General features: G+C 67.0%; 22 protein-coding genes. 4 read left to right on the top strand and 18 right to left on the bottom strand.

What is annotated here, in order from left to right; translation table 11 throughout:
• Positions 1–253, top strand: a 253-nt coding sequence (locus F622_RS0107355; RefSeq protein WP_026331550.1) for a transposase, incomplete at its 5' end; no start/stop codon positions are given.
• A gap of 13 nt (positions 254–266) precedes the next feature.
• Here F622_RS0107355 and F622_RS0107350 read toward each other — a convergent pair.
• The 3 genes from F622_RS0107350 to F622_RS0107340 are packed head-to-tail and all read right to left on the bottom strand — an operon-like array spanning position 267 to position 3,667.
• Positions 267–1,385 (bottom strand): PilT/PilU family type 4a pilus ATPase, encoded by a 1,119-nt coding sequence (locus F622_RS0107350; protein ID WP_019571599.1) that lies wholly within the window; start codon positions 1,383–1,385, stop codon positions 267–269.
• Positions 1,386–1,405: 20 nt separating this feature from the next.
• On the bottom strand, positions 1,406–2,578 hold the full coding sequence (locus tag F622_RS0107345; protein WP_018145115.1) for a PilT/PilU family type 4a pilus ATPase: 1,173 nt from the start codon (positions 2,576–2,578) through the stop codon (positions 1,406–1,408).
• Between the two features lie 54 nt (positions 2,579–2,632).
• Entirely contained in the window at positions 2,633–3,667 is a 1,035-nt protein-coding gene (locus F622_RS0107340; protein ID WP_018145114.1) for a type IV pilus twitching motility protein PilT, read from the bottom strand.
• 140 nt (positions 3,668–3,807) lie between these two features.
• Between F622_RS0107340 and F622_RS0107335 the strand changes: the two genes are divergently transcribed.
• Positions 3,808–4,524 (top strand): YggS family pyridoxal phosphate-dependent enzyme, encoded by a 717-nt coding sequence (locus F622_RS0107335; protein WP_019571598.1) that lies wholly within the window; start codon positions 3,808–3,810, stop codon positions 4,522–4,524.
• Complete coding sequence (proC, locus tag F622_RS0107330) at positions 4,521–5,339, top strand: pyrroline-5-carboxylate reductase (protein WP_019571597.1); 819 nt, start codon at positions 4,521–4,523, stop codon at positions 5,337–5,339. Before F622_RS0107335 ends, proC begins: the two co-directional genes overlap by 4 nt.
• Before the next feature lie 64 nt (positions 5,340–5,403).
• On the opposite strand, the gene F622_RS0107325 is transcribed toward proC, so the two are convergent.
• On the bottom strand, positions 5,404–6,312 hold the full coding sequence (locus F622_RS0107325; RefSeq protein ID WP_019571596.1) for a fructosamine kinase family protein: 909 nt from the start codon (positions 6,310–6,312) through the stop codon (positions 5,404–5,406).
• Positions 6,313–6,380: 68 nt separating this feature from the next.
• Here F622_RS0107325 and F622_RS0107320 point away from each other — a divergent pair, with 68 nt between their 5' ends.
• Positions 6,381–6,764, top strand: a complete 384-nt coding sequence (locus F622_RS0107320) for a group III truncated hemoglobin (RefSeq protein ID WP_019571595.1) — start codon at positions 6,381–6,383, stop codon at positions 6,762–6,764.
• 322 nt (positions 6,765–7,086) lie between these two features.
• Here F622_RS0107320 and F622_RS0107315 read toward each other — a convergent pair whose 3' ends face one another.
• From F622_RS0107315 to F622_RS0107250, 14 genes are all read right to left on the bottom strand, one after another.
• Positions 7,087–9,144, bottom strand: a complete 2,058-nt coding sequence (locus F622_RS0107315; protein ID WP_019571594.1) for a transglycosylase SLT domain-containing protein — start codon at positions 9,142–9,144, stop codon at positions 7,087–7,089.
• A 121-nt stretch (positions 9,145–9,265) separates the two neighbouring features.
• Positions 9,266–9,808, bottom strand: a complete 543-nt coding sequence (locus tag F622_RS0107310; protein ID WP_019563081.1) for a pseudouridine synthase — start codon at positions 9,806–9,808, stop codon at positions 9,266–9,268.
• Between the two features lie 10 nt (positions 9,809–9,818).
• Positions 9,819–10,478 (bottom strand): DUF1007 family protein, encoded by a 660-nt coding sequence (locus F622_RS0107305; protein ID WP_019571593.1) that lies wholly within the window; start codon positions 10,476–10,478, stop codon positions 9,819–9,821.
• Complete coding sequence (locus tag F622_RS0107300; RefSeq protein WP_196799429.1) at positions 10,475–11,431, bottom strand: 5'-3' exonuclease H3TH domain-containing protein; 957 nt, start codon at positions 11,429–11,431, stop codon at positions 10,475–10,477. Before F622_RS0107300 ends, F622_RS0107305 begins: the two co-directional genes overlap by 4 nt.
• A complete protein-coding gene (gene mdh / locus F622_RS0107295) occupies positions 11,415–12,338 on the bottom strand; it encodes a malate dehydrogenase (RefSeq protein WP_018950985.1) in 924 nt (307 codons plus the stop codon). The genes F622_RS0107300 and mdh overlap by 17 nt, the downstream gene beginning before the upstream one ends.
• A 26-nt stretch (positions 12,339–12,364) precedes the next feature.
• Entirely contained in the window at positions 12,365–13,585 is a 1,221-nt protein-coding gene (locus F622_RS0107290; protein WP_018168921.1) for a malic enzyme-like NAD(P)-binding protein, read from the bottom strand.
• Between the two features lie 81 nt (positions 13,586–13,666).
• The gene (locus F622_RS0107285) at positions 13,667–14,533 is read right to left on the bottom strand and encodes a M48 family metallopeptidase (RefSeq protein WP_018168920.1); all 867 of its coding nucleotides are present in this window, start codon (positions 14,531–14,533) and stop codon (positions 13,667–13,669) included.
• On the bottom strand, positions 14,533–15,396 hold the full coding sequence (locus F622_RS0107280; RefSeq protein ID WP_019571591.1) for a hypothetical protein: 864 nt from the start codon (positions 15,394–15,396) through the stop codon (positions 14,533–14,535). The genes F622_RS0107285 and F622_RS0107280 overlap by 1 nt, the downstream gene beginning before the upstream one ends.
• Before the next feature lie 16 nt (positions 15,397–15,412).
• Positions 15,413–15,616, bottom strand: coding sequence for a 50S ribosomal protein L31 (gene rpmE, locus F622_RS0107275; RefSeq protein ID WP_018145101.1), 204 nt, complete (start codon positions 15,614–15,616; stop codon positions 15,413–15,415).
• Between the two features lie 370 nt (positions 15,617–15,986).
• On the bottom strand, positions 15,987–16,868 hold the full coding sequence (locus F622_RS0107270) for an NAD(P)-dependent oxidoreductase (RefSeq protein WP_081620976.1): 882 nt from the start codon (positions 16,866–16,868) through the stop codon (positions 15,987–15,989).
• Positions 16,869–16,877: 9 nt separating this feature from the next.
• Positions 16,878–18,500, bottom strand: a complete 1,623-nt coding sequence (locus F622_RS0107265; protein ID WP_019571589.1) for a BCCT family transporter — start codon at positions 18,498–18,500, stop codon at positions 16,878–16,880.
• A gap of 204 nt (positions 18,501–18,704) precedes the next feature.
• The gene (rsmD, locus tag F622_RS0107260) at positions 18,705–19,316 is read right to left on the bottom strand and encodes a 16S rRNA (guanine(966)-N(2))-methyltransferase RsmD (protein ID WP_019571588.1); all 612 of its coding nucleotides are present in this window, start codon (positions 19,314–19,316) and stop codon (positions 18,705–18,707) included.
• Positions 19,303–20,607 carry a pitrilysin family protein gene (locus F622_RS0107255; protein WP_019571587.1) on the bottom strand — a complete coding sequence of 435 codons (1,305 nt, stop codon included), beginning with the start codon at positions 20,605–20,607 and terminating at the stop codon, positions 19,303–19,305. The genes rsmD and F622_RS0107255 overlap by 14 nt, the downstream gene beginning before the upstream one ends.
• A 14-nt stretch (positions 20,608–20,621) precedes the next feature.
• Positions 20,622–22,034, bottom strand: a complete 1,413-nt coding sequence (locus tag F622_RS0107250) for a pitrilysin family protein (protein ID WP_018937412.1) — start codon at positions 22,032–22,034, stop codon at positions 20,622–20,624.
• Positions 22,035–22,039: the final 5 nt, after the last annotated feature.

Genomic DNA, 22,039 nt, shown 5'->3' with positions numbered 1-22,039 from the left:
CACGGTCCGGCGGCCCTCGCGGTTGGCGAAGATCGGTTCCAGCCGACTGCGCAAGGCGCTCTACATGGCGGCGGTGGTGGCGACCCGGTACAACCCGGACGTGCGACACCAGCATCAACGTCTGCTGACACGCGGCAAGGCCAAGATGTCGGCGATCGGGGCGGCCATGCGCAAACTCCTGCACATCGCCTTCGGTGTGCTCAAATCCCAAACCCCGTATCAAGCCCGCCATGAAACTCCTTGCACCCCGTAGGGCAAGACGGTATCTACCGGTCGGGGAGCTTCAACTCTTCTTCGGTCTCGTCGGCGGAGGCGACCCCGCCCCCGAAGTTCAGGCGCCACTCGAGATCGGCGCGCGAATCCGCCTTGTTCAGGGCCTCGTCCAGCATGACGTCGCCGGTCTTGAACAGCTTGACGATCGCCTGATCGAAGGTCTGCATGCCCACGGAGCTCCCCTTGGCCATGATCTCCTTGATCTCGCTGATCTTCTCGTCGCGGATCAGCTCGGAGATGTAAGGCGTGTTGACCAGGATTTCCAGCGCGGCAACGCGTCGCCCGTCCTTGGTCTGCAGCAGGCGCTGGGCGACGATCGCACGCAGGTTCAGTGACAGGTCCGACAGGATCTGCGGGCGGTTGTCCTCGGGGAACAGGTTGATCACTCGATCCAGGGCCTGGGTGGCATTGGTCGCGTGCAGGGTGGTCAGGACCAGGTGCCCGGTATCGGCATAGGTCAGCGCCGCGCGCATGGTCTCGCGCGAGCGGACCTCGCCGACCATGATCACGTCCGGGGCCTCGCGCATGCCCTCCTGCAGGGCGTGGTCGTAGCTGGGGGTATCGATCCCGACCTCGCGTTGACCGACGATAGAACGCTTGTGGCTGAACAGAAACTCGATCGGGTCCTCGACCGTCAGGATATGCCCACTCTGGTTCGTGTTGCGGTGATCGATCATCGACGCCAGGGTGGTCGACTTCCCGGTGCCGGTGGCCCCGACAATCAGGATCAGCCCGTCGTTGTAGGCCACAAACTGCTTGAGCACCTCGGGCAGCCCGAGCTGCTCGATGGTCGGGATGGAGACCCGGATGAAGCGGATCACCATCGCGACCTCGCCGCGCTGGCGATAGACGTTCACGCGAAAGCGCCCCAGGCCCTCCCGCGACAGGCCGAAGTTGACGGCCGTCTCGCGCTCGAAGATCTCCGCCTGATGCTCGCTCATCATCTCGCGCGCAATATTCTCGGCCTGACCGTGCGCCAGCGCCTTGCGCGAGATTGGCTGCAGCGCGCCGTCGACCTTGATACTGGCCGGCGCGCCGGTCAGAAAAAACAGGTCCGAGGCGGCCTTCTGGGCCATCAACTTCAGGTAGGGCTCGATCTGCAACTGGCTCATGTTTTCTGTTTCCCCAACGACTAGCGCAGGTTGAAGTCCTCGGCGCGCTCGTCCACGGACAGGCCTTCGCCCTCATCCGTTACGGCGGGGGCTCCGTCGTCCTGGGCTCGCTGGCTGTCGAGCTTGATGCGCAGGCGCAAGTCGTTCACCGAGTCGGCGTTGCGCAGGGCCTCGTCGTAACTGATGTGGCGATGCTCGTAGAGGTCGAACAGGGCCTGGTCGAAGGTCTGCATGCCCTGTTCGCGGGAACGGGACATCAGCTCCTTGATCTCGTGCACCTGGCCCTTCAGGATCAGGTCGGCCATCAGCGGGGTGTTGATCAGGATCTCCACCGCCGGCACCCGGCCCTCGCCGCCTTCCTTGCGTACCAGGCGTTGCGAAATCACGGCCTTCAGGTTCAGCGACAGGTCCATCAGCAGCTGTTCGCGCCGGTCCTCGGGGAAGAAGTTGATGATGCGGTCCAGTGCCTGGTTGGTGCTGTTCGCGTGCAGCGTGGACAGGCACAAATGACCGGTCTCCGCGAAGGCAACGCCGTAGTCCATGGTCTCGCGGTCGCGGATCTCGCCGATCAGGATCACGTCCGGCGCCTGGCGCAAGGTGTTCTTCAGCGCGATCTCGTAGCTCTCGGTGTCCACCCCGACTTCACGCTGAGTGATGATGCTCATCGCGTGCTCGTGAACGAACTCGATGGGGTCCTCGATGGTGACGATGTGGTCGGCTGTCGTGCGGTTGCGATAGCCGATCATGGCCGCCAGCGAGGTCGACTTGCCCGAGCCGGTGCCGCCGACAAAGATCACCAGGCCACGACGCTCCTGGGTGATCTTCTCCAGCTGCGGCGGCATCTGGATGTCCTCGAACTTCGGGATCACGGAATTGATGGTTCGCAGCACCATGCCCGGGCTGCCACGCTGGGTGAAGACGTTTACGCGAAAACGCGACACGCCCTGCAAGCCAATCGCGAAGTTGCACTCCTGGTGGCGCTCGAACTCGGCCGACTGCTTGTCGTTCATCATCGAGCGAACCAGCGCCTGGGTATGCGAGGCCGTCAGGTTCTGTTCGGTCATCCGCACCACGCGGCCGTCGATCTTCGCCGCCGGCGGCATGCCCACCGTGATGAACAGATCCGACCCGTCCCGGTCCACCAGGGCCCGTAGCAGGTCGTGCATGTACTTGATCGCCTTGTCACGATCCATGGCGTTCTCCCTTGGTACCCGGTCCGACGGTCAAGCGCATCGGCGGCATAGTGGTCAGATGGAATCCGGGTTGCTGGCCTTGCGGCGAGCGTCCTCGCGGCTGATCACGCCCTGTGCGAGCATGTCCTTCAGGCACTGGTCCAGCGTCTGCATGCCGGAGCCGGAACTGGTCTGGATGGTCGAGTACATCTGCGCGATCTTGTTTTCGCGGATGAGGTTCCGGATCGCCGGCGTGCCAAGCATGATCTCGTGCGCCGCGACGCGCCCGCCGCCTATCTTCTTCATCAGGGTCTGAGCGATGACCGCACGCAGCGACTCCGACAGCATGGCCCGCACCATATCCTTCTCGGCCGCCGGGAACACGTCGACGATGCGGTCGATCGTCTTGGCCGCCGAACTGGTGTGCAGGGTGCCGAACACCAGGTGGCCGGTTTCGGCCGCGGTCAGGGCCAGGCGAATGGTCTCGAGATCACGCAGTTCGCCGACCAGGATGGTGTCCGGGTCCTCGCGCAGGGCCGAGCGCAGGGCCTCACTGAAGCCGTGGGTGTCGCGGTGTACCTCGCGCTGGTTAATCAGGGACTTCTTCGATTCGTGCACGAACTCGATCGGGTCCTCGATGGTGAGAATATGCCCGTAGTCGTTTTCGTTGCGGTGGTTGACCATGCCCGCCAGCGTGGTGGACTTGCCCGAACCGGTCGGGCCGGTCACCAGCACGATGCCGCGCGGATAGTCCGAGATCTCCTCGAAGATGCGCGGGGCACCCAGCTCTTCCAGCGTCAGGACCTTGGAGGGGATGGTACGGAAGACCGCCGCTGCGCCACGGTCCTGGTTAAAGGCGTTGACACGAAAACGCGCCAGCCCCGAGATTTCGAACGAAAAGTCTGTCTCCAGGAACTCTTCGTAGTCCTTGCGCTGGCGGTCGTTCATGATGTCGTAGATCAGGCCCTGGACCTCCTTGTGGTCCATGACCGGCACGTTCACCCGGCGCATGTCGCCGTCGATACGTACCATCGGCGGCATGCCCGCGGAGATGTGCAGGTCCGAGGCCCCGTTCTTGACCGAAAAGGCCAGCAACTGCGTGATATCCATGCATCCCCCTGTTGTCGGGCGTAAGGCCGACCCGCGCCAACGCCCTGGTGGCAGCCACGACCACCACCCCCTGTCGCTTATGAAGGCCCGCGCGAAAATCCGCGGTGACCTTGTGTTCTTCCGGACTATATCATAGGGAAATGACCACACCAGACCATGCCCTGAGCACCGTTCGAGCCCGTATCGAGGCCGCCTGCCGCGAGGCCGGACGCGACCCGGATTCGGTCCGTCTATTGGCCGTCAGCAAGACCCGCGGTGCGGACGAGATCCGTGCCCTGCATGCGCTGGGACAGTCCGCCTTCGGCGAGAATTACGCCCCGGAGCTGGTGGACAAGTACGACACCCTGGAGGCCGCACCCGCGCCACTCGGCCTCGAGTGGCACTTCATCGGCGCGCTGCAAGGCAACAAGACCCGCGCGGTGGCCGAACGCGCCGCCTGGGTGCATACCGTCGACCGCGAGCGGATCGCCCGGCGCCTGTCGGATCAGCGTCCGGAGGGCATGCCGCCGCTGCAGGTATGCCTGCAGGTCAACATCAGCGAGGAACCGCAAAAGGCCGGCGTCGCACCCGGGGAGGTCGCCGCCCTGGCCGCCGCAGTGCAGGACCTGCCCGGTCTCGAACTGCGCGGACTGATGGCCATTCCGGCCACCGCCGACAACATCCCGCTACAGCGGGAACCCTTCGCGCGCCTGCGCGCCCTGCGCGATACCCTGAACACAGGGGGCCATTCGCTGGATACGCTGTCCATCGGGATGTCGGGCGATCTCGAGGCCGCCATTCTCGAGGGGGCAACCATCGTGCGCATCGGCACCGCCCTGTTCGGCCCGCGCCAACCCAAATCCAAGGAATCCACATGACGGAACACCGCTTCGAGGTCGGCTTCGTCGGGGCCGGCAACATGGGCGAGGCCCTGCTTCAGGGACTGGTCCAGTCCGGCCATGCCGCCGAACGCATCGCCATCGCCGACAAGGGCGCCGAGCGCGTACGCGATCTGCAGGCGCGATACCCGGGGCTCGCCAGTGGTAGCGCCACCGAACTGGCGGCCCAGAGCGCCACCCTGGTGCTTGCGGTGAAGCCACAGACCCTGCCGGAGCTCGCCCCGACGCTGCGCGATGCGGTGCAGCAGGGTCAGCCGCTAGTGATCTCGGTAGCCGCGGGCATCACCTCCACCCAGCTCGCCGGGTGGCTGGGCGACGCCACGCGCCTGGTCCGCGCGATGCCGAACACCCCGGCCCTGGTCGGCGCCGGGGTCACCGGACTCTACGCCGCCCCCACCGCAAGCCCCGAGGATCGCGCCACGGCCACCCGGCTGCTGGAGGCCGTGGGCCGCGCGATCTGGGTGGAGGACGAAGAGCAGATGCACGCCGTGACCGCCACCTCCGGCAGCGGACCGGCCTACGTGTTCCTGATGATCGAGGCGATGCAGGAGGCCGCGAAGTCACTGGGGCTGCCGGCGGATACCGCACTGGAACTGACCCTGGGCACCCTGGCCGGGGCCACCCGTCTGGCCGCAGAGGGCGACGAGAGCGCCGCGGAGCTGCGCCATCGCGTCACCTCCCCGGGCGGCACCACTGAACGCGCCCTGCAGGTCCTGGAAGACGGCGACCTGCGCGACCTGATGCGCCGCGCCATGACCGCAGCCGCCGAACGCTCGCGCGAACTCGGCCGCTGAAACCCTGAGTCACCACGAAACGCACGAAGGAGGGCCCGGTCAAGAGCGGTTGGTGGTGGGGCAATCAGCGCAGTTCGGCCAGCAGCTGGCGGATCATGCGCTCGGCCTGGGCGCCGTAGCCGCCGCCGAACAGGTGGTCGTGGTTGAGGATGTGGTAAAGGTTGTAGAGTGCGCGCCGCACGCCATAGCCGGGGTCGATGGGCAGGATCTCCTCGTAGGCGGCGACGAAGTCCTGGCCCGGGTGACCGAACAGTTCCATCATCGCCAGATCCGCCTCGCGGTCGCCGTAGTACACCGCCGGATCGAAGATCGTCACGCTGCCATCCGCCAGGAACCCCCAGTTGCCGCTCCACAGGTCGCCGTGCAGCAGGGAGGGTACCGGCTGATAGTCGCTAAAGAAGCCGCCCAGCGAGGACTCCAGCTCCTCCAGCGCCCCGAGTAGCGATCCCGCCGCCCCACGCTCCCGCGCCAGCCGACGCTGGAAGCCCAGACGTTCATCACGGTAGAACGCCGCCCAGTCGTCGTGCTCGGTATTCGGTTGCGGCGTACTACCAATGAAATTGTCGTGATCCAGCCCGAAGCGCGGACGGGTCTTCTGGTGCATGTCGGCAATCCCGTGCCCCAGAGCCACGCCGTCGCGGGGGCCGCCCAGCGCCAGGTTCTCCAGCACCAGAAAGTGCGTGCCGCCCGCCGATCCGGTGCCGACGACAGCGGGGATTTTCAGGCGTTCGCAGCGCGCGAGTTCTTCCAGGCCGCGCGCCTCGACCGCGAACATCGCAGCGCCGTCGCCCCCACTCAGCTTGACGAAGAACTCCCGCCCGTCGCTTCCGGTGAAACGCTGCGCCTGATTGATGGAGCCCCCGGAACAGGCCTGGCTTCCTGTTGGCTCGAAGGGCGTTCCGGTATGGTCGGCAATACACTGGGCCACCGCAGCCGTCACGGCATCGGGGCCCGTTGAATCGAATTGGTTCATCCTTGGCATCCGGGTTCCATGTCAGTGTGCAGGTTACCGGCTGTCGCAGGATCCGTCAGGAGACCCCCATGGCCTTTCGCAAGCTCGAACCTCTGTGCGACAAGATCGGCGCCGAGCGCATCCGCGCGGTGATCGACGACTTTTACCGCCGCCTGTCGGCCGACCCCCAAATCGGCCATCACTTCGAGCGCATCCAGGATTTTCCGGATCACGTGAAGCGCATCGCCGATTTCTGGTACATGAACCTGGGCGGGCGCCTGGAACAGCCGCCGACCATCGACATGGTCGGCAAGCACGCACCGCTGAACCTGACCGAGGCCGACCTCGCCGTCTGGATGCGCCACTTCAAGGCCACGACCGAGGATCACCTGGAGCCACCACTGGCGGCCGAATGGCAGCAATTGGCCGACGGCATCGCCAGTCGCATGCGCGAGGACATCATCCGCGGCTGACCCGCCTTTGCTTGCACCACGAAGCACACGAAGGCACGAAGAAGGGCCACGTCCAGGTCAAGCACGGTTCAGGGGAAGCCGGGAGCACTGTGGCGTGGCGACGGGCGAGCCCCTTGCCTGGAGCCTTTGCGATCGCCGTTGGCGATGCGCTGCGGCGAGGGCCCGTGGCGGATGTCCGTCACCAAATCGGCTCCTGACAGGCCGTCGCGCCAGGGGTCGGCAGAGGCCTCCGGGCGATCGACCGCCTGCTGCTCTTCAAGCCTTCCGGTTGCAAACCGCCCTTGGCCTTCTTTGTGGCTTTGAGCGCTTCGCGGCGGGCAGACTAGCAGGCGTTGTCGGTATAACCCGGGGCGTCGCAGAAGGCACGGCTGAGGGTGATGCCCGCCTCGCCAGGCAGTGTGGCCAGGTGGCGTTCGCGGCTCGCGGCGAGGCCATCCTGCGGCGTCACCGGATACAGCAGGGTGGCCAGCGACGGCGGCTCCTGCCCCAGGCGGACCGCGTACAGGATGCGGTAGGCAAACACACGGCGGATGTAGTCGCGGGTCTCGGAGAACGGGATCAGTTCGGCCCAGATATCCGGATCCATCGCGCGGTCCTCCGGCAGCCAGGAACTCACGCGGTGGGCGCCGGCATTGTAGGCCGCGGAGGACAGCATGCTGTGGCCTCCGAAACGATCGAGATTGCGCCGCAGGTAGTAGGTGCCAAGCCGGGCATTGGTCGCCGGGTCAAGGATGTCCCAGTCGGAGTTCACACGCACACCCGCGGCCGAGGCGATCGACCGACCCGTCGCGGGCATGACCTGCATGATACCCAGCGCCCCGGCACCGGAACGGACGTCGTAGAGGAAGGCACTCTCCTGGCGTGCGATCGCCATGGCCCAGGCCGGATCGATACCCTGTTCACGGGCGCCGGCCACGATCAGGTCATCAAAGGCGAGCGGGAAGCGCAGCTCGATGTCGTCCCAGTTGCGGGCGCGCGCCGCGGTGAAGATCGCGCGGTCGTGCCAGCCCCAGTCGGCGAAGGTGCGCGCCGCCGCCTCCAGCTCTGCGGTATCCATGTCGGCCACGGCGTGCGTCCATTCGCGGCGGGCCTCGGCGTTACGGTCCAGGCGGACCAGTTCGCGCATGCGCTGCATGCCGGCGTGCGTGCGCATGGCGGCACGCTGCCCGTCGTCCAGCACCAGGGGCTGATGCCCGATGCGATAGGGCTGCCCCAGGCGGTCGGCCGCCAGGAAGCCGTAGAAGTTGCGTTCGCGGGCCGCGCGCTCGTAGAAGCCGCGTGCGGCCTCCAACGATTCGATCTGTTCCAGGGCACGGGCATACCAGTACTGCCACGCCGCCTCGTCGCGCACGTCGCGATCCATGGCGCGGATCGCGTCCATCACCACCTCCCAGTCGCGCTCGTACAATGCCGCGCGCACCTGCCACTGGCGCAACTGGGTGTCGAACACCTCGGGCTCCAGGGCCGCCATGAAGTCCAGCGCCTCGGGGCGATAGCGCAGCGCGAGGCGCAGGGCCAGGGCATGCTGCACGCGCCCGGCCGATTCGGAAGACAGTCCGAGATCACGCCCGTCCTTCTCCCAGCCTTCCAGGGCGGCATCCAGGTCCTGGCGGATCCAGCGGGTGAAGGCCCGCTCCATCAGCGCCTCGGCCGAGCGGTGAGCACCGGCGTCGAAGTCGGCCTCCACAACCCGTGCGGGCTGGCTGGCCAGATCCAGCCAGCGCTCCGCCCACGGGCGGTCATCGCGGTCAAGGTAGCGGCGCAAGTAACGAGCCAGACCCGTCTGTCCCGCCTCGACGGCCAGCACGAAGCGATCCCAGGCGAGTTCACCGGTCAGCCCCCCGGCATCGCGCCAGGCCTTCAGGGCCGGATCGCAGGCCGAAGGGCGCGACTGGCCGTGCAGCCAGATGGACTCCACGTCCTCCAGGGCCGCATCGGGCTCCCCCGTCTCCAACAGCGCCTGGCGGCGATTGCAGTCCTGCTCGACGGACAGCGAACGGTCCGAATCGAGGAATTCGAGATACGCCCCCCACTGCTCTTCGCGCGCGAGATGCGTCAGATAGCTCCCGTGCAGCCGGGCTGCCAGCGGGGTGTCGTCATGCTCGCGTACAAAGCGGCGCACGGCATCCGGGTCGGCGCGATTGAGATTGCGCGCCAGATCGCGGTAATCCAGGTAAGGGGTCAGTGGGTAGCCGGTCAGGGTGCTGCGCGCGGCGCGGTAGGCCGTCATGTCGCCGCGGTTCAGGGCGCGCTCGGCGAGCAGGTACAGGCTGCGCTCGAAGACATAAAGGTCTTCTTCGGCAGCGGCCGCCGGCAGCGCCGCGGCCAGGACCAGCAACAGGCCGGCCAGCCCGGCGATTACGTTCCTGGAATGGCGCATGTCCTGCCCTCGTATCAATGGTTTCCTATCATCGGCCTGCACCGGGGCGCTTGCAATGAGGATCCTCCGGTTTCGCGCGACGCGGGCGGCAGTTCCGGCATTCCGGGGTTTCAAGAGCCCCCTAACCCGTCTCCAGGGTGCGAAACTCGCCCCGCGCGAGACCATCGAGGGTCCAGGAGGCGACCCGGTAGCGCACCAGGCGCAGGGTCGGGTGACCCACCGCCGCGGTCATTCGGCGAACCTGGCGGTTGCGCCCCTCGCGCAGGGTGAGCGCCAGCCAGCGGGTCGGGATATGGCGCCGAAAACGCACGGGTGGGTCGCGCTCCGGGATGTCCGGCGGGTCCATGCGTTCCACCTGCGCCGGTCGGGTCAGGCCATCCTTCAACTCGACACCCTCGCGCAGGGCATGCAACGCGGCATCGTCGGGTTCGCCCTCGACTTGAACCCAGTAGGTCTTGCTGGTCTTGTGCTGTGGCTGGGTCAGACGCGCGTTCAGACGCCCATCGTCGGTCAGGACCAGCAGGCCCTCGCTGTCACGGTCCAGACGACCGGCCGGATAGACCCCGGGGATCGCGATGTAGTCGGCCAGTGTCGGACGACCCTCGGGGTCGGTGAACTGGGGCAGGACACCCCAGGGCTTGTGGAACAATACGACCCGGGCCATAACCAGTGCCTCAGTCGCAGCGCAGGGTGACGCGTTCGGCAAAGTGCCGGCCGAGGTCGTAATCCGCGCTGGCGCCATAGTCCAGCGCCAGCGCGCGCGCCACCAGCGCCGGATCCGGGCGCGGCCGTTCGAGCCGGGCCTGACAGGTCGCATCCACCAGTCCGGACGCATCAAGAATCTCCGTGCCATGCGGGTCCTGATGCAGGATCTCGATGAAATACGTCGGGTCGTAGACCCGGTAGGCCAGCGGCTCGTCGGTCGGATCGACCGGTTGCTCCAGCTCCAGCCGGAAGCGGAAGTGCAGCAGCCCCGCGTCCATGGCCATCTGGGGATCGGCGGCGGCCGCGATCCCGAGATCCTCTCCAGCCACCTCCAGGTGGCTGTACCAGCGGTACTCGTCCAGATTGTCGAGGATCTCGGTGGCAAGCCCCTGCAGGCGCGCCTCCGGCGTATCGCCGGACTGATGCTCCTGGGCATCGTCGTACAGGTACTGCCCGTAGGTCGGGTCGAAGCGCCAGTGATGGAGCATATGGGTGATCTGCCCCTCGCCGTCGCGCTCGAAGCTGATCCGCAGGTCGATCCAGGCATGCGGGTGCGCCTGTACGACGGCCGGCAGAAGCACGAGCGCGGCCAGCACCACGCCGCCCAGGATGTGCAGGCGGCGCATCATGCCGTCTGCCTCGTATCCGTCAGGCCCCAGGCGCCGGCGGCGGCCAGGAGCCGGGCGTGGTAGGCGGGGGCAACACCCAGGTCGTGCAGCCAGGCGGACGCGTCCGGATCGGGGCCCGTCGGATGCAATTCTCCGGGCGCTGGCAGATCCGGGATACGGTCGGCGAGGCCGGTCAGCCGGCGCGAGCGGCGCAGCCGGTCGGCCTGCCCGGCGATGGCCGCGGCTACGGCGGGCGCGCGACGGATGTTGCAGCGGGTGACGGCCGGCGGGTCGGCCAGGACCGTGTCGAGGTCGCGCAACCGGCGCAGGATACGCGCGGCCGTCTTCGGTCCGACCCCGTCGATTCCGGGAATGTTGTCGCTGGCATCCCCGGCCAGGGCCAGCATGTCCGCGACTTGCTCGGGGCGGATGCGAAAGCGCTTCTCGATGGCGCGACGATCCATGTCGACCCCGCGTTCCGGGTCGTGCAGGCGGTCCTGCCCGCCCAGGATCACCTGGGTCAGATCCTTGTCGGCACTCTTCACGTCGATGCGATAGCCGGCCGCGCGCCCGGCGCGGGCCAGGCTCGCGATCAGGTCGTCGGCCTCGTACTCCGCGTCGGCCAGAGTCGCAAACCCCAGCCGGCCCAGCAGTTCGCGGATGCGCGCGAACTGCTCGCGCAGCTCCGGCGGGGCCGGCGGGCGATGGGCCTTGTAGGCAGGGTCAATGCGGTGACGAAAACCCCGGCGCAGGCCGGTGTCGAAACAAAAGGCCACCGGACCCGGCGCGCAGGCCGGCAACCACTGGCAGAGCGAGTGCACCAGGCCGTGCAGCGCACCGCCCGGCCGGCCCTGCGGATCCGGATCCAGGCCACGCGCGAACCAGGCGCGAAAGACAAAGATGCTGCTGTCGACCAGGGTCAGGGTCGGCAACCGCGCATCCGGCACTGGGCCGGCGTCAGGCGAGGCGTTCAAGGTCCTTCCGTACCCCGGCGATGGACTGGTCGAAGGCGGCGCGCTCCTCGGCATTCAGTTCCAGCTCGATGGCACGCTCCATCCCGCCCTGACCGAGGATGCAGGGCACGCCCATGGCCACGTCGCGCTCGCCGTATTCGCCGTCCAGCAGGGCCACGGTCGGCAGCACCCGCCGCCGATCCAGCGCGATCGCCTCGACCATCTCGGCGATGGCCGCCGCCGGGGCGCCGTAGGCGCTGGAGGTCTGCTTCAGGGCCAGGATCTCGGCACCGCCGTGCCGGGTTCGCTCGACGATGTTGTCCAGCGTGGCCTGATCCATGAAGTGATCCAGCGGCACACCGTTGATGGACGAATAGCGCAGCATCGGGACCATGGCATCGCCATGGCCGCCCAGCACCAGCGCCTGGATGTCGTGGGTGGACAAACCGGTCTCCAGCGCGATGAAGGCCGCCATGCGCGAGGTATCCAGCACCCCGGCCTGGCCGAAGATACGGTCGCGGCTCCAGCCGGTCTTCTGCCAGGCGCGGTAGGTCAGCACATCCACCGGGTTGGAGACCACCAGGATCCGGCTCTGCGGGGCATGAACCAGGATGTCCTGCAGGATCACGTCGAGGATTTCGACGTTCTTGTCCAGCACGTCGGAGCGCGACATGCCTGGCTTGCGCGGCAACCCGGCAGTGATGATCACCAGCTCCGCTCCAGCGATCACCGACGCCTCGTGGCTACCGGTCAGCCGGGTATCGAAACGCAGCAGTGGCGCGGTCTCCTGGATATCCAGGGCGGCACCGGCCGCCGCGCCCTCGCGCACGTCCAGCAGCGCGATCTCGCGGGCGATGTCGCGGCGGGCCAGAAACTGGGCGGTGGATTCGCCGACGCGTCCGGCGCCGACAATGGCGATCTTCTGCATGCGCTGCTCCTCCTACAGGACTGGGGTTACAGGCGGGCGACCCCGCTGTCGCGGGCGGCCTGACTGATCGCCTGCGGCACGGTGTCGATCAGACGCGGATCGAACGGGGTCGGCAGGATGTAGTTCGGGCCGAATTCGAGCGTCTCCAGCCCGTAGGCATCCAGCACCACCTGCGGCACCGGCTCGCGGGCCAGTCCGGCCAGGGCGTGCACCGCGGCCACCAGCATCTCGTCATTGATCGTCCGGGCGCGCACATCCAGCGCGCCGCGGAAGATGAACGGGAAGCCGAGCACGTTGTTCACCTGGTTCGGGTAGTCCGAGCGCCCGGTGGCCATGATCAGGTCGTCGCGGGTTGCGTGCGCCAGCTCCGGACGGATCTCCGGGTCCGGGTTGGACAGGGCGAAGACAATCGGCTTCGGCGCCATGGACCGCAGCATCTCCGCGGTCAGCAGGTCCGGGCCGGACAGCCCAATGAACACGTCGGCACCGGCACAGGCATCGGCCAGGCTGCGCGCGTCGGTGTCCACCGCGAAGATCTGCTTGTATTCGTTCAGGTCATCGCGCTGGCTGTGGATCACACCCTTGCGATCCACCATGAACAGATTCTTCTTCGCCGCGCCCAGGCGGACCAGCAGCTGCATGGACGCGATCCCCGCAGCCCCTGCGCCGACACAGACGATCTTCGCCTCGCTCAGCTTCTTGCCCTGGATCTCCAGCGCATTGACCAGGCCGGCCGCGGTGATGATCGCGGTGCCGTGCTGATCGTCGTGAAAGACCGGGATATCCAGGCGTTCGGACAGGCGGCGCTCGATCTCGAAGCAGTGCGGCGCAGCAATATCTTCCAGATTGATGCCACCAAAGCCGCCGGCAATGCGCGCGACCGTGTTGATGAAGTCCTCCGGCTGCGCGGCGTCCACCTCGATATCGAACACGTCGATATTGGCGAAGGCCTTGAACAGTACGCCCTTGCCCTCCATCACCGGTTTGGACGCGAGCGCACCCACGTTACCCAGCCCCAGCACCGCGGTGCCATCGGTAATCACTGCGACCAGGTTGCCCTTGCCGGTGTAGCGATAGGCCAGCTCCGGGTCCTCGGCAATCGCCCGCACCGGCGCGGCGACGCCCGGCGAGTAGGCCAGCGACAGATCATCCTGGGTGGCGGTGGGCTTGGTGATGTGGATCGCCAGCTTCCCGGCCGGCTGCTGCTCGTGGTATTCCAGCGCGCGCTGGTTGAAATCCTTGGACATGGTGTAGCGAGGCCTTTTGTCGGACGGTTGCTTCAGAAACAGGTGCAGGCCCGGTGCGGTAGGCCCGCACCGGAAACGAAATCAGTTGACCGGGTGGGTAGGGACAGACCCGCGCCGGGCCTCGTCATACAAAGGGCGGTACTGGTCGGCCAGACGGGTGAGTTCGCGCTGGCGCGAAGCCGGTGCCGGGTGAGTGCTCAGGAATTCCGGCTGACCGCCATTGGCCTGGGCAGCCATCTTGCGCCACAGGCTGGCTGCGGCATCCGGGTTGTACCCGGCACGCGCCGCCAGCTCGATACCGATGCGGTCGGCCTCGGATTCCATGCCCCGGCTGTGCGGGAGCTGCACGGCAAGCACGGCCCCCAGTGCCGCCCCGGTCAGGGCCACCTGCGAACGGTCGCCGGAGAGGGCGTAACCCGTCAGGGCCAGATTGCTGGCCAGCGCGACCGACATCTTTTCCGCCGTATGCGCCGACAGCGCGTGGGCAATCTCATGCCCGATGATCTGCGCGAGCTCGTCATCGGTCAGCTCCAGCTGTTCGATGATGCCCGAGTAGATCGCCATCTTGCCGCCCGCCATGGCGAAGGCGTTGACGGTATCCGGCGCCTCGATCACCGCGATCTCCCAGTCCCAGTCCGCGGTCTCGGGACGGTACTTGACCGCCTGCGCAACCACCTTTTCGGTGATGCCCTGCACCCGCGCGGTCATCGCAGGATCGGCATTGATGCGACCCTCCTCGCGCGCCGGAGCCAGCATCTCGACGTAGGCGCTGCGCGACGCATCGATCGCCTGATTCTCGGAAACCAGCATCAGCTGCGAGCGTCCGGTCACCGGATTGGTGGTACAACCGGGGATCGCCACGGCCAGGCCGGCGGCGACCAGAACCGTCAGGAACAGAGAGGCCAGACGACCGCGAGCGGTCCGCCAGGACTTGGAAAGAGCACGCATTATTCCGGTACCTCTAGATCGAGCGGATGGCGTATGCGCATCCGGAGTCGGTCTCTCCAAGGATACACCTGACCGCGCACAATCACCGCCTCGCCGTTCAAGGTATCGGGCTGGAGATCGGGCCAGTGATCGCGGTCACGCCCGCGAATCAGGACGTCCAGCGGCCCGTCCAGCTCCAGCACCCAGTGACGCGACGTCTCGCGCACGGCCACCACCTCGCCTCGCACCCGCAGCCGGCCCTGGCGCGGGGCACCGGAACGCGGGTCCAGCATCCGGACCGGCAGGGCGGCCGGGCGCTCCAACCACAAACCCCGCTCCCCTGCCCGTGCTTCGACCTCGGCCACGTAGAAGCAGGTATCCAGGGCGGCCGGCTGCGGCCCGGGGCGCGGCATCGCTTCGCCGGCGGCAATCAATTCGGCCGCCAGCAACGGCCCGCCGGGCAGCCAGGCATGCATGCGCAGGCGCCCTTCGGCGTCCCGGGCGGGACGGCCCGGGCGCAGGATCAGCCGCTGATCGACCGCGTCCAGCCGGGCGGCCAGTGCCTCGCGCAGCCCCTCGTGAAGATGCAGGGGTCGCATCGGGCCGGCCCTCTCCGGCAGCGGCGCGGCCGGGGCCAGACCAATCACCTGAACGGTCCGCCCATCGGTCAACCGCAGACTATCGAAGCCCTGGACGCGCTCCACCTCGACCTCCTGAAGCCCACGCGGATCCTGATCCGCCAGCCGGCACTCGGCCCGGGCCGCAGTGGCCAGCAGCACCAGGGCCAAGCCCACAACGCAGACGAGGGCGCCCCGCAGGACGCCCTCGTCGGGTCGGACAACGCCCGCCGCAGCAGTCACGTGTCCGTTCGCGTTGCGCGCCATCCGGCGCGCCGCAGCCTCAGAATGCGAAGCGGCGGTTGAACTTGTCGACCTGGCCGGCGGTATCAACGATCTTCTGCTTGCCGGTGTAGAACGGATGGCATTGCGAGCACACGTCCAGGTGCATCTCCTCGCCGGAGAGCGTGGAGCGGGTCTCGAACTGCGTACCGCAGCTGCAGATAACCTTGACGTTGTGGTAGTTCGGATGGATGTCGGCTTTCATGGTCGGCTCACGCAGGTTCTGGCGAAAAGTCCGATAGCATAGCGGTGCTACCCGCCCGAGCGCAAGACCAGGTTGCGACAGCAAGTGCAGAGCGCGTTTCAACTCCGGGTGACAACTGCCTGAATGGCCGGGTGGTTTTACCCGTCCGGACAACCTGTGGATAACTTTGTGGACGAATTGTCGCGCCCGGAACGGAATCCACCGGAAACGTCAAGGCGGCGGCGCCGGATCCCGGCAAAGATATCACGCAAGCAACTGGTTTTTAGGCCATTTAATACCGACCCATCAGTCCGGTGTGTTGCCACGGGCCACCCCCTTGAGCCTCGAGCACCATCGCCAGGTGCTGTGCATAAGGGCCGCCGTATCTTCCTCATTGCCCCGCGTTTTCCGGGGCAATCGTGGTGTAGATGGCCGAATAATCCGCATCGGCCAGGCCCTGCTCGCGCGCCCGATCCAGCAGATCCGCCAGCAGCGGCAGCCACGGCCCCACCAGGTGGGCATCCTCCACCGCGCGTTCGGTCAGACGCACATCCTTCAGCAAGTGCTTGACCGGAAAGTTGGCGGTACCGAAGTCACCGGAGACCATCTTGCCAAGCTTCTTGTCGAAGGTCGGGGCATACAGGGCACTGTCGCGCAGGATCTCCATGAAGGTATCGACCTCCACCCCCTCGCGCCGCACCAGCCCCAGGCTCAAGGAAAACGCCGCGGTGAGACTCGCGATCAACTGGTTGAAGGCCAGCTTCAGCGCCGCCCCCTGCCCGACCGAACCGACATGCCGGGGTGTCTCGCCCAGAGCCGCCAGTACCGACTGGGCCCGGGCGAAGTCGGCCTCGCGGTCGGCGCCCGCCATGATCAGCAGACGGCCATCCCGGGCCTCGGGGATGGAACCCAGCACCGGCGCCTCCAGGTAGCAGGCGCCGGCGCCCCGCACCCGTTCCGCCAGGGCCCGGCTCTCGGCCGGCAGGATGGTCGCCATCTGGATCACGCAGCGACCGTCCAGCGCGCCGGCCGGCAGGGCATCCAGCACGGCATGGATGGCCGCGGCATCACTGAGCATCAGCACCAGCACATCCGCCTCCGCGACAGCCGCGGCGGGTGAACTGTGAACGGTGACCCCCTCGGCCGCCAGATCGCTTGCGCGCGCGACCGTGCGGTTGTAGGCCACCACGGGAAATCCGGCCTGCAAAAGACGCAGGCCCATGGGTTGCCCCATGAGCCCGCATCCCAGCAGCGCCACTCGGGACGCAGCCATCGTTACCCCCTACTTGATCTTGTCGTCCAGATCTTCCGTATACCCCAACAGGGTATGCGGCGGCGGGGCCTCCTTCTGGTACTTGCTCGGGGTAACCGCTTCGGTCTGATGCAGGCTCTTCCACAGGCCGAACACCATGATCAGCATGATGACCGAGAACGGCAGCCCGACACTGATCGCGGCCGCCTGCAACGCGGCAAGCCCCCCCGCCAGCAACAGGATGGACGCGACAACCCCCTCGAGGATGGCCCAGTACACGCGCTGGGTGACGGTCGGGTTGCGCACGTCACCGGAGGCCAGGGTGTCGATCACCAGCGAGCCGGAGTCCGAGGAGGTCACGAAGAAGGTGACGATCAGCACCGTCGCCGCCGCCATCACGGCCACGGACAGCCAATCCCACAGCGGCATGGCCTGGAGGGTCACGAACAGCGCGGTGGACATGTTCTCCGACACGGCGCCAGTCAGGTCGACCACACCCTCGAGCTCGTAGCTCATCGCAGTGCCGCCGAACACGGCCAGCCAGACGAAGGCCGCGGCGGTCGGGGCCAGCAGCACGCCGGCGACGAACTCGCGAATGGTGCGGCCACGCGAGACCCGCGCAATGAACATACCGACATACGGGGCCCAGGAGATCCACCAGCCCCAGTAGAAGATGGTCCAGGAGGTCGCCCAGCCGGAATCCTCGATCGTGTCGGCCCACAGGCTCATCTCGGGCAGGAACTGAACGTAGACGCCGGTGCTCTCCACCAGGAGGCGCAGGATGAACAGGGTCGGGCCCATGACCAGCAGCAGCGCGATCAGGATCACCGCCAGACCGATATTGAAGTTCGACAGGCGCTTGATGCCCTTGTCGACGCCCAGCGCGACCGACCCGACGGCGATCAGGGTAATGATCGCGACCAGCACGATCTGCATGGAGGTGGATTCCTCGATCCCGAACACGAAGTTCAGGCCCGAGTTGATCTGCATGACGCCCAGGCCCAGCGAGGTCGCCACGCCAAACATGGTGCCGAACAGCGCCACCACGTCCACCAGATGCCCCCAGGGGCCATAGATCCGGTCACCGATGAAGGGGTACAGCGAGGAACGGATCAGCAGCGGGAGATTGTGGCGGTAGGCGTAATACGCCAGCGACAGGCCGACGACAATGTAGATCGCCCAGGCATGCAGCCCCCAGTGAAAGAAAGTATAGCGCATCGCCTCGACAGCCGCCGCGCCGGTCTCGCCCTCGACGTGCGGTGGGCTGAGATAGTGGTACATCGGTTCGGCGATGCTCCAGAACAACAGCCCGATCCCCATGCCCGCGGAGAACAGCATCGCGAACCACGCGGTGTAGCTAAAGCGCGGGGCCTCGAACTGATCACCCAGGCGCACCCCACCGTAACGGCTGAACATCAGGTACAGGGAGAAGACCAGGAACACGGTGACGACCAGCATGTAGTACCAGCCGAGATACTCCCCGATGCCGCTTTGCAGCTGGGCGAAGACCGCTTCGGCGGTGTCCGGGAAGATCGCCCCGAACAGGACGAACAGTGCGATCACGATACTCGAGGTGTAGAAGACCGGGCTGCAGATCACGCCAAAGCCGCCGAGGCGGGTTTGCGTCAGACCGGGGGTGGACTGCTCATCCATTCGGTTTCCCCTTGTATTCTTGTGGCGAACGCGGGCCGGCGCGGGCTTGCTCCGAACGTGCTCCGGGAGCCGCACAGGATCACGCCCGTTGGGCGTTGCCGCAGTAGGTGGGACAAAGCCACCGTAGCGAAAGACTACTCCGACTGCAAAAACGTGAAGGGCTTCGCACCCGGCGTCATATCCTGCGCCATATCCGAGGCCATATTACGCCGCCTCGGCGACTGGAGCACGGGCCAGCAACAGGGCACGGGCCTGCCCGCCCTGACGCTCGCGCTCGATCTCCCAGCCACCCGCAGCGAGGAAATCGAGGTCCGCCTCGGACTCGATTTCCACGTAGATCCGGCTGTCCGCGTGCAGCCAGTCGTGCGCGCGAAGGGCCTCCAGCACCGGCGCCACCCGGCCCTGGCCGAATGGCGGATCCACCAGCACCAGATCGAAGGGCAACCCGTCGGGCGGTTCCCCGGCCAGCAGGCGCAGGGCATCATCCCGGCGCACGCTCACCTGCTCGGCCCCCAGGGTCTCGCAGTTGGCCTGAAGCTGGGCCGCGGCACGGGCATCGCGCTCGACCAGCAGTACCGAGTCCGCCCCGCGCGAGGCCGCCTCCAGCCCCAACGCCCCGGTGCCGGCGAACAGGTCGAGCACGCGCGCGCCCGGGAGTCGCGGCTGCAGCCAGTTGAACAGGGTCTCGCGCAGGGCGTCCGCGGTCGGGCGCAACCCGCCGACCCCGAGCACCGGCAACCAGCGGCGGCGCCAGGCCCCGCCGATGATGCGGATGCGCGCGGGGCGTCCGGCGGGGGCGCGCCTACTCCTGGCCACCCACGATCACCGTGACCATCGCTTCCGGGTTGATGCGCTCGCGCAACCGCGCGTTCAGGTGATCCAGCTCGACCGCCTCCATGCGTTCGATGTAGCGCTCCAGATAATCCAGCGGCAGATCATAGAAGGCGATCATCCCGAGCAGACCGACGATGTCGCTGTTCGAGGCCAACGACAGCGGGAAGCTGTTGACCACGTTCTCGCGCGAGGCCTCCAGCTCGTCGGCATCGATACCCTCGGCATGCCAGCGCTCGAGTTCCTCGCGCAGCGCGGTCACCGCCTCGTCCGCCTGATCGACCCCGGTCTGCATCCCGATACGGAAGGGACCCTCGACCGCCATGGGCTGAAAGCGGCTGCTGACCGAATAGGCCAGCCCGCGCGCGCTGCGAATCTCCAGGAACAGGCGCGAGATAAAGCCGCCCCCGCCGAAGGCATGGTTGGCCAGGGTCAGGGCATAGTGGTCATCCTCGCCGCGGCGCAGGGTCGGGGCCCCCATGTGGATATGGGCCTGCTCGGAAGGGAAGTCGATACGCTCCTCGACCGGGTCCTCGCGCGGTTCCACCGCGGGCAGCGGTTCCACCGCAGGCCCCTGCGGCAGGGCGGCGGAGATGCGTGCCGCCGCAGCCTCGGCCTCACTGCGGCTCAACCCACCCGTGATCGCCAGGGCGCCGTTGGCCGTGGTGTAGTGGCGCTCGTAGAACGCTCGGGCATCCGCGGGCTGCAACGCCTCCAGGGTCTCGCGCTCGCCGCCCGGCCAGTTGGCGTAGGGGTGATCGCCATACATCAACGCGTAGAAACGCCGGGTGGCAACGCTCCCGGGATCCTGGCGCTCGCGCTGCAGCCCCTGCAGGGCCTGGCGCCGGGCTCGATCGAAATCGGCCTCCGGGAAGGCGGGCTCGGCCAGGACTGCGGACATAGTCTCCAGCGCCGCATCCATCCAGTCCGGCTCGGTCAGGCTACGCAGACTGACGATGGCCATGTCGCGCAGTGCGGTGGTGCTGAACTGCGCGCCCACCGACTCGAAACCCTCGGCCAGCGCGTCCGCATCCATCTCCGCCGTGCCATGCTGCAGGGCGCTGCTGGTCAACGAGGCCAGGCCATTCTGGTCGCCGTCGCGCGAGGCCCCGCCGTCGAAGGTCAAGCGCAGGTCGACCATCGGCAAATCCGGCGCCGCCACGTACAGCACGCGCAGCCCCTCGTCGGTCTCCCACTCCTCGATCTCGACCGCCTGGGCCGGCAGCGCCAGCGCCAGCAGCCCGACCATGGCTACCAGGAATCCCGTTCGCATCATGTTGCCTCCCGTCATTACATACCCCCCGCGGTATCGCCATAGGGTTCTACCGCACCCGGATCGGGCGGGTCGTCACCATCCAGGGGCTGCGGATCGAGAATGCCGACCGTGCGTCGTTCCGGCACCAGGTACTCGCGCACCACGCGCTGCACATCCTCGGCAGTCACCGCACGCACGCGCTCGACGAAGCGATCGCCTTCCTGCCAGCCGACGCCGATGATCTGCAGCATGCCCAGCTGGAAGGCCTGGGAGCGCACCGAGTCACGCTGATACACCTCGGAGGCGATCACCCGCGCTTGCACCCGTTCCAGTTCGCTGTCGCTGACCGGCTCGTCCTTCAGCCGCTCCACCTGCTCCAGCAGGGCCGCCTCAAGCGTCTCCACATCCGTGGCCGCCGTGGGCACCGCCGCAATCATGAACAGGTCATCCAGCCGGCTGAACGGGCTGTAGCGGGCCGAGGTCGCGCCGGCCAGTTCTTCGCCCCGTACGATCTCGCGGGCAAAGCGCGAGGCCTCACCGGAATCCAGGATCCCGGCCGCCACCATCAGTGCGTAGACATCCACCGGGTCGTCCACGGTATTCAGAACCGGCGCCTTCCAGCCCATCAGCAGGTAGGGCAGCTCTGCGGGGGCCTCGACGGTGATGCGGCGCTCGCCCTTTTGCGGCGTCTCGGCGCGCGGCTTCGTCTCCGGGAGATCACCCGCCGGGATGTCCCCAAAATGCTCCCGGGCCGCCTCGATGACCCGCTCGGCATCGACATCGCCGACCACCACGACCACCGCGTTGTTCGGGTGGTAATAGCGGTCATACCACGCCTGATTGTCTTCCAGGGTGTAGGCCTCGATATCGCTCATCCAGCCGATCACCGGATTGCCATACGGATGATTGAGGAAAGCCGTGGCCATCAGCTGCTCGCGTACCAGAGAGTTGGGCTGGTCCTCCACGCGCAGACGGCGCTCTTCCTTTACAACATTCAATTCCGGACGGAACTCGTCTTCCTGCAGCTTCAGGTGCTGCATGCGCTCCGCCTCCATCGCCATCATGGTCTCCCAGTGATCACGCCCGATGATCTGGAAGTAACCCGTGTAGTCACGGCCGGTAAAGGCATTCTCGCGCCCGCCCAGACGCGAAACGATGCGCGAGAACTCGCCGGGCTCATACTGCTCGGTCCCGCGAAACATCATGTGCTCCAGCATGTGCGAGATGCCGGTTACGCCGCTGTGCTCGTCGGCAGAGCCGACCCGGTACCAGACCATGTTGGCCACCACCGGGGCACGCCGGTCCTCCAGCACGAGGACCGTCAGGCCGTTGTCCAGCGTAGTCTCGACCACCTTCGATTCGATCTCGGGCGTCGCGGCCAGGACCCCGACGGGCCAGGCAAAGACAAACGCCGTAACGAGCACTGTGACCAGGTTTTTACCGCGCATGATTC

Origin of the sequence: Thioalkalivibrio sp. ALMg3, from assembly GCF_000381225.1 — a bacterium.
Taxonomy (GTDB): Bacteria; Pseudomonadota; Gammaproteobacteria; order Ectothiorhodospirales; family Ectothiorhodospiraceae; genus Thioalkalivibrio; species Thioalkalivibrio versutus.
The sequence above is the reverse complement of the archived record's forward strand: the minus strand, read 5'-3'. Positions and strand labels throughout refer to the sequence as shown.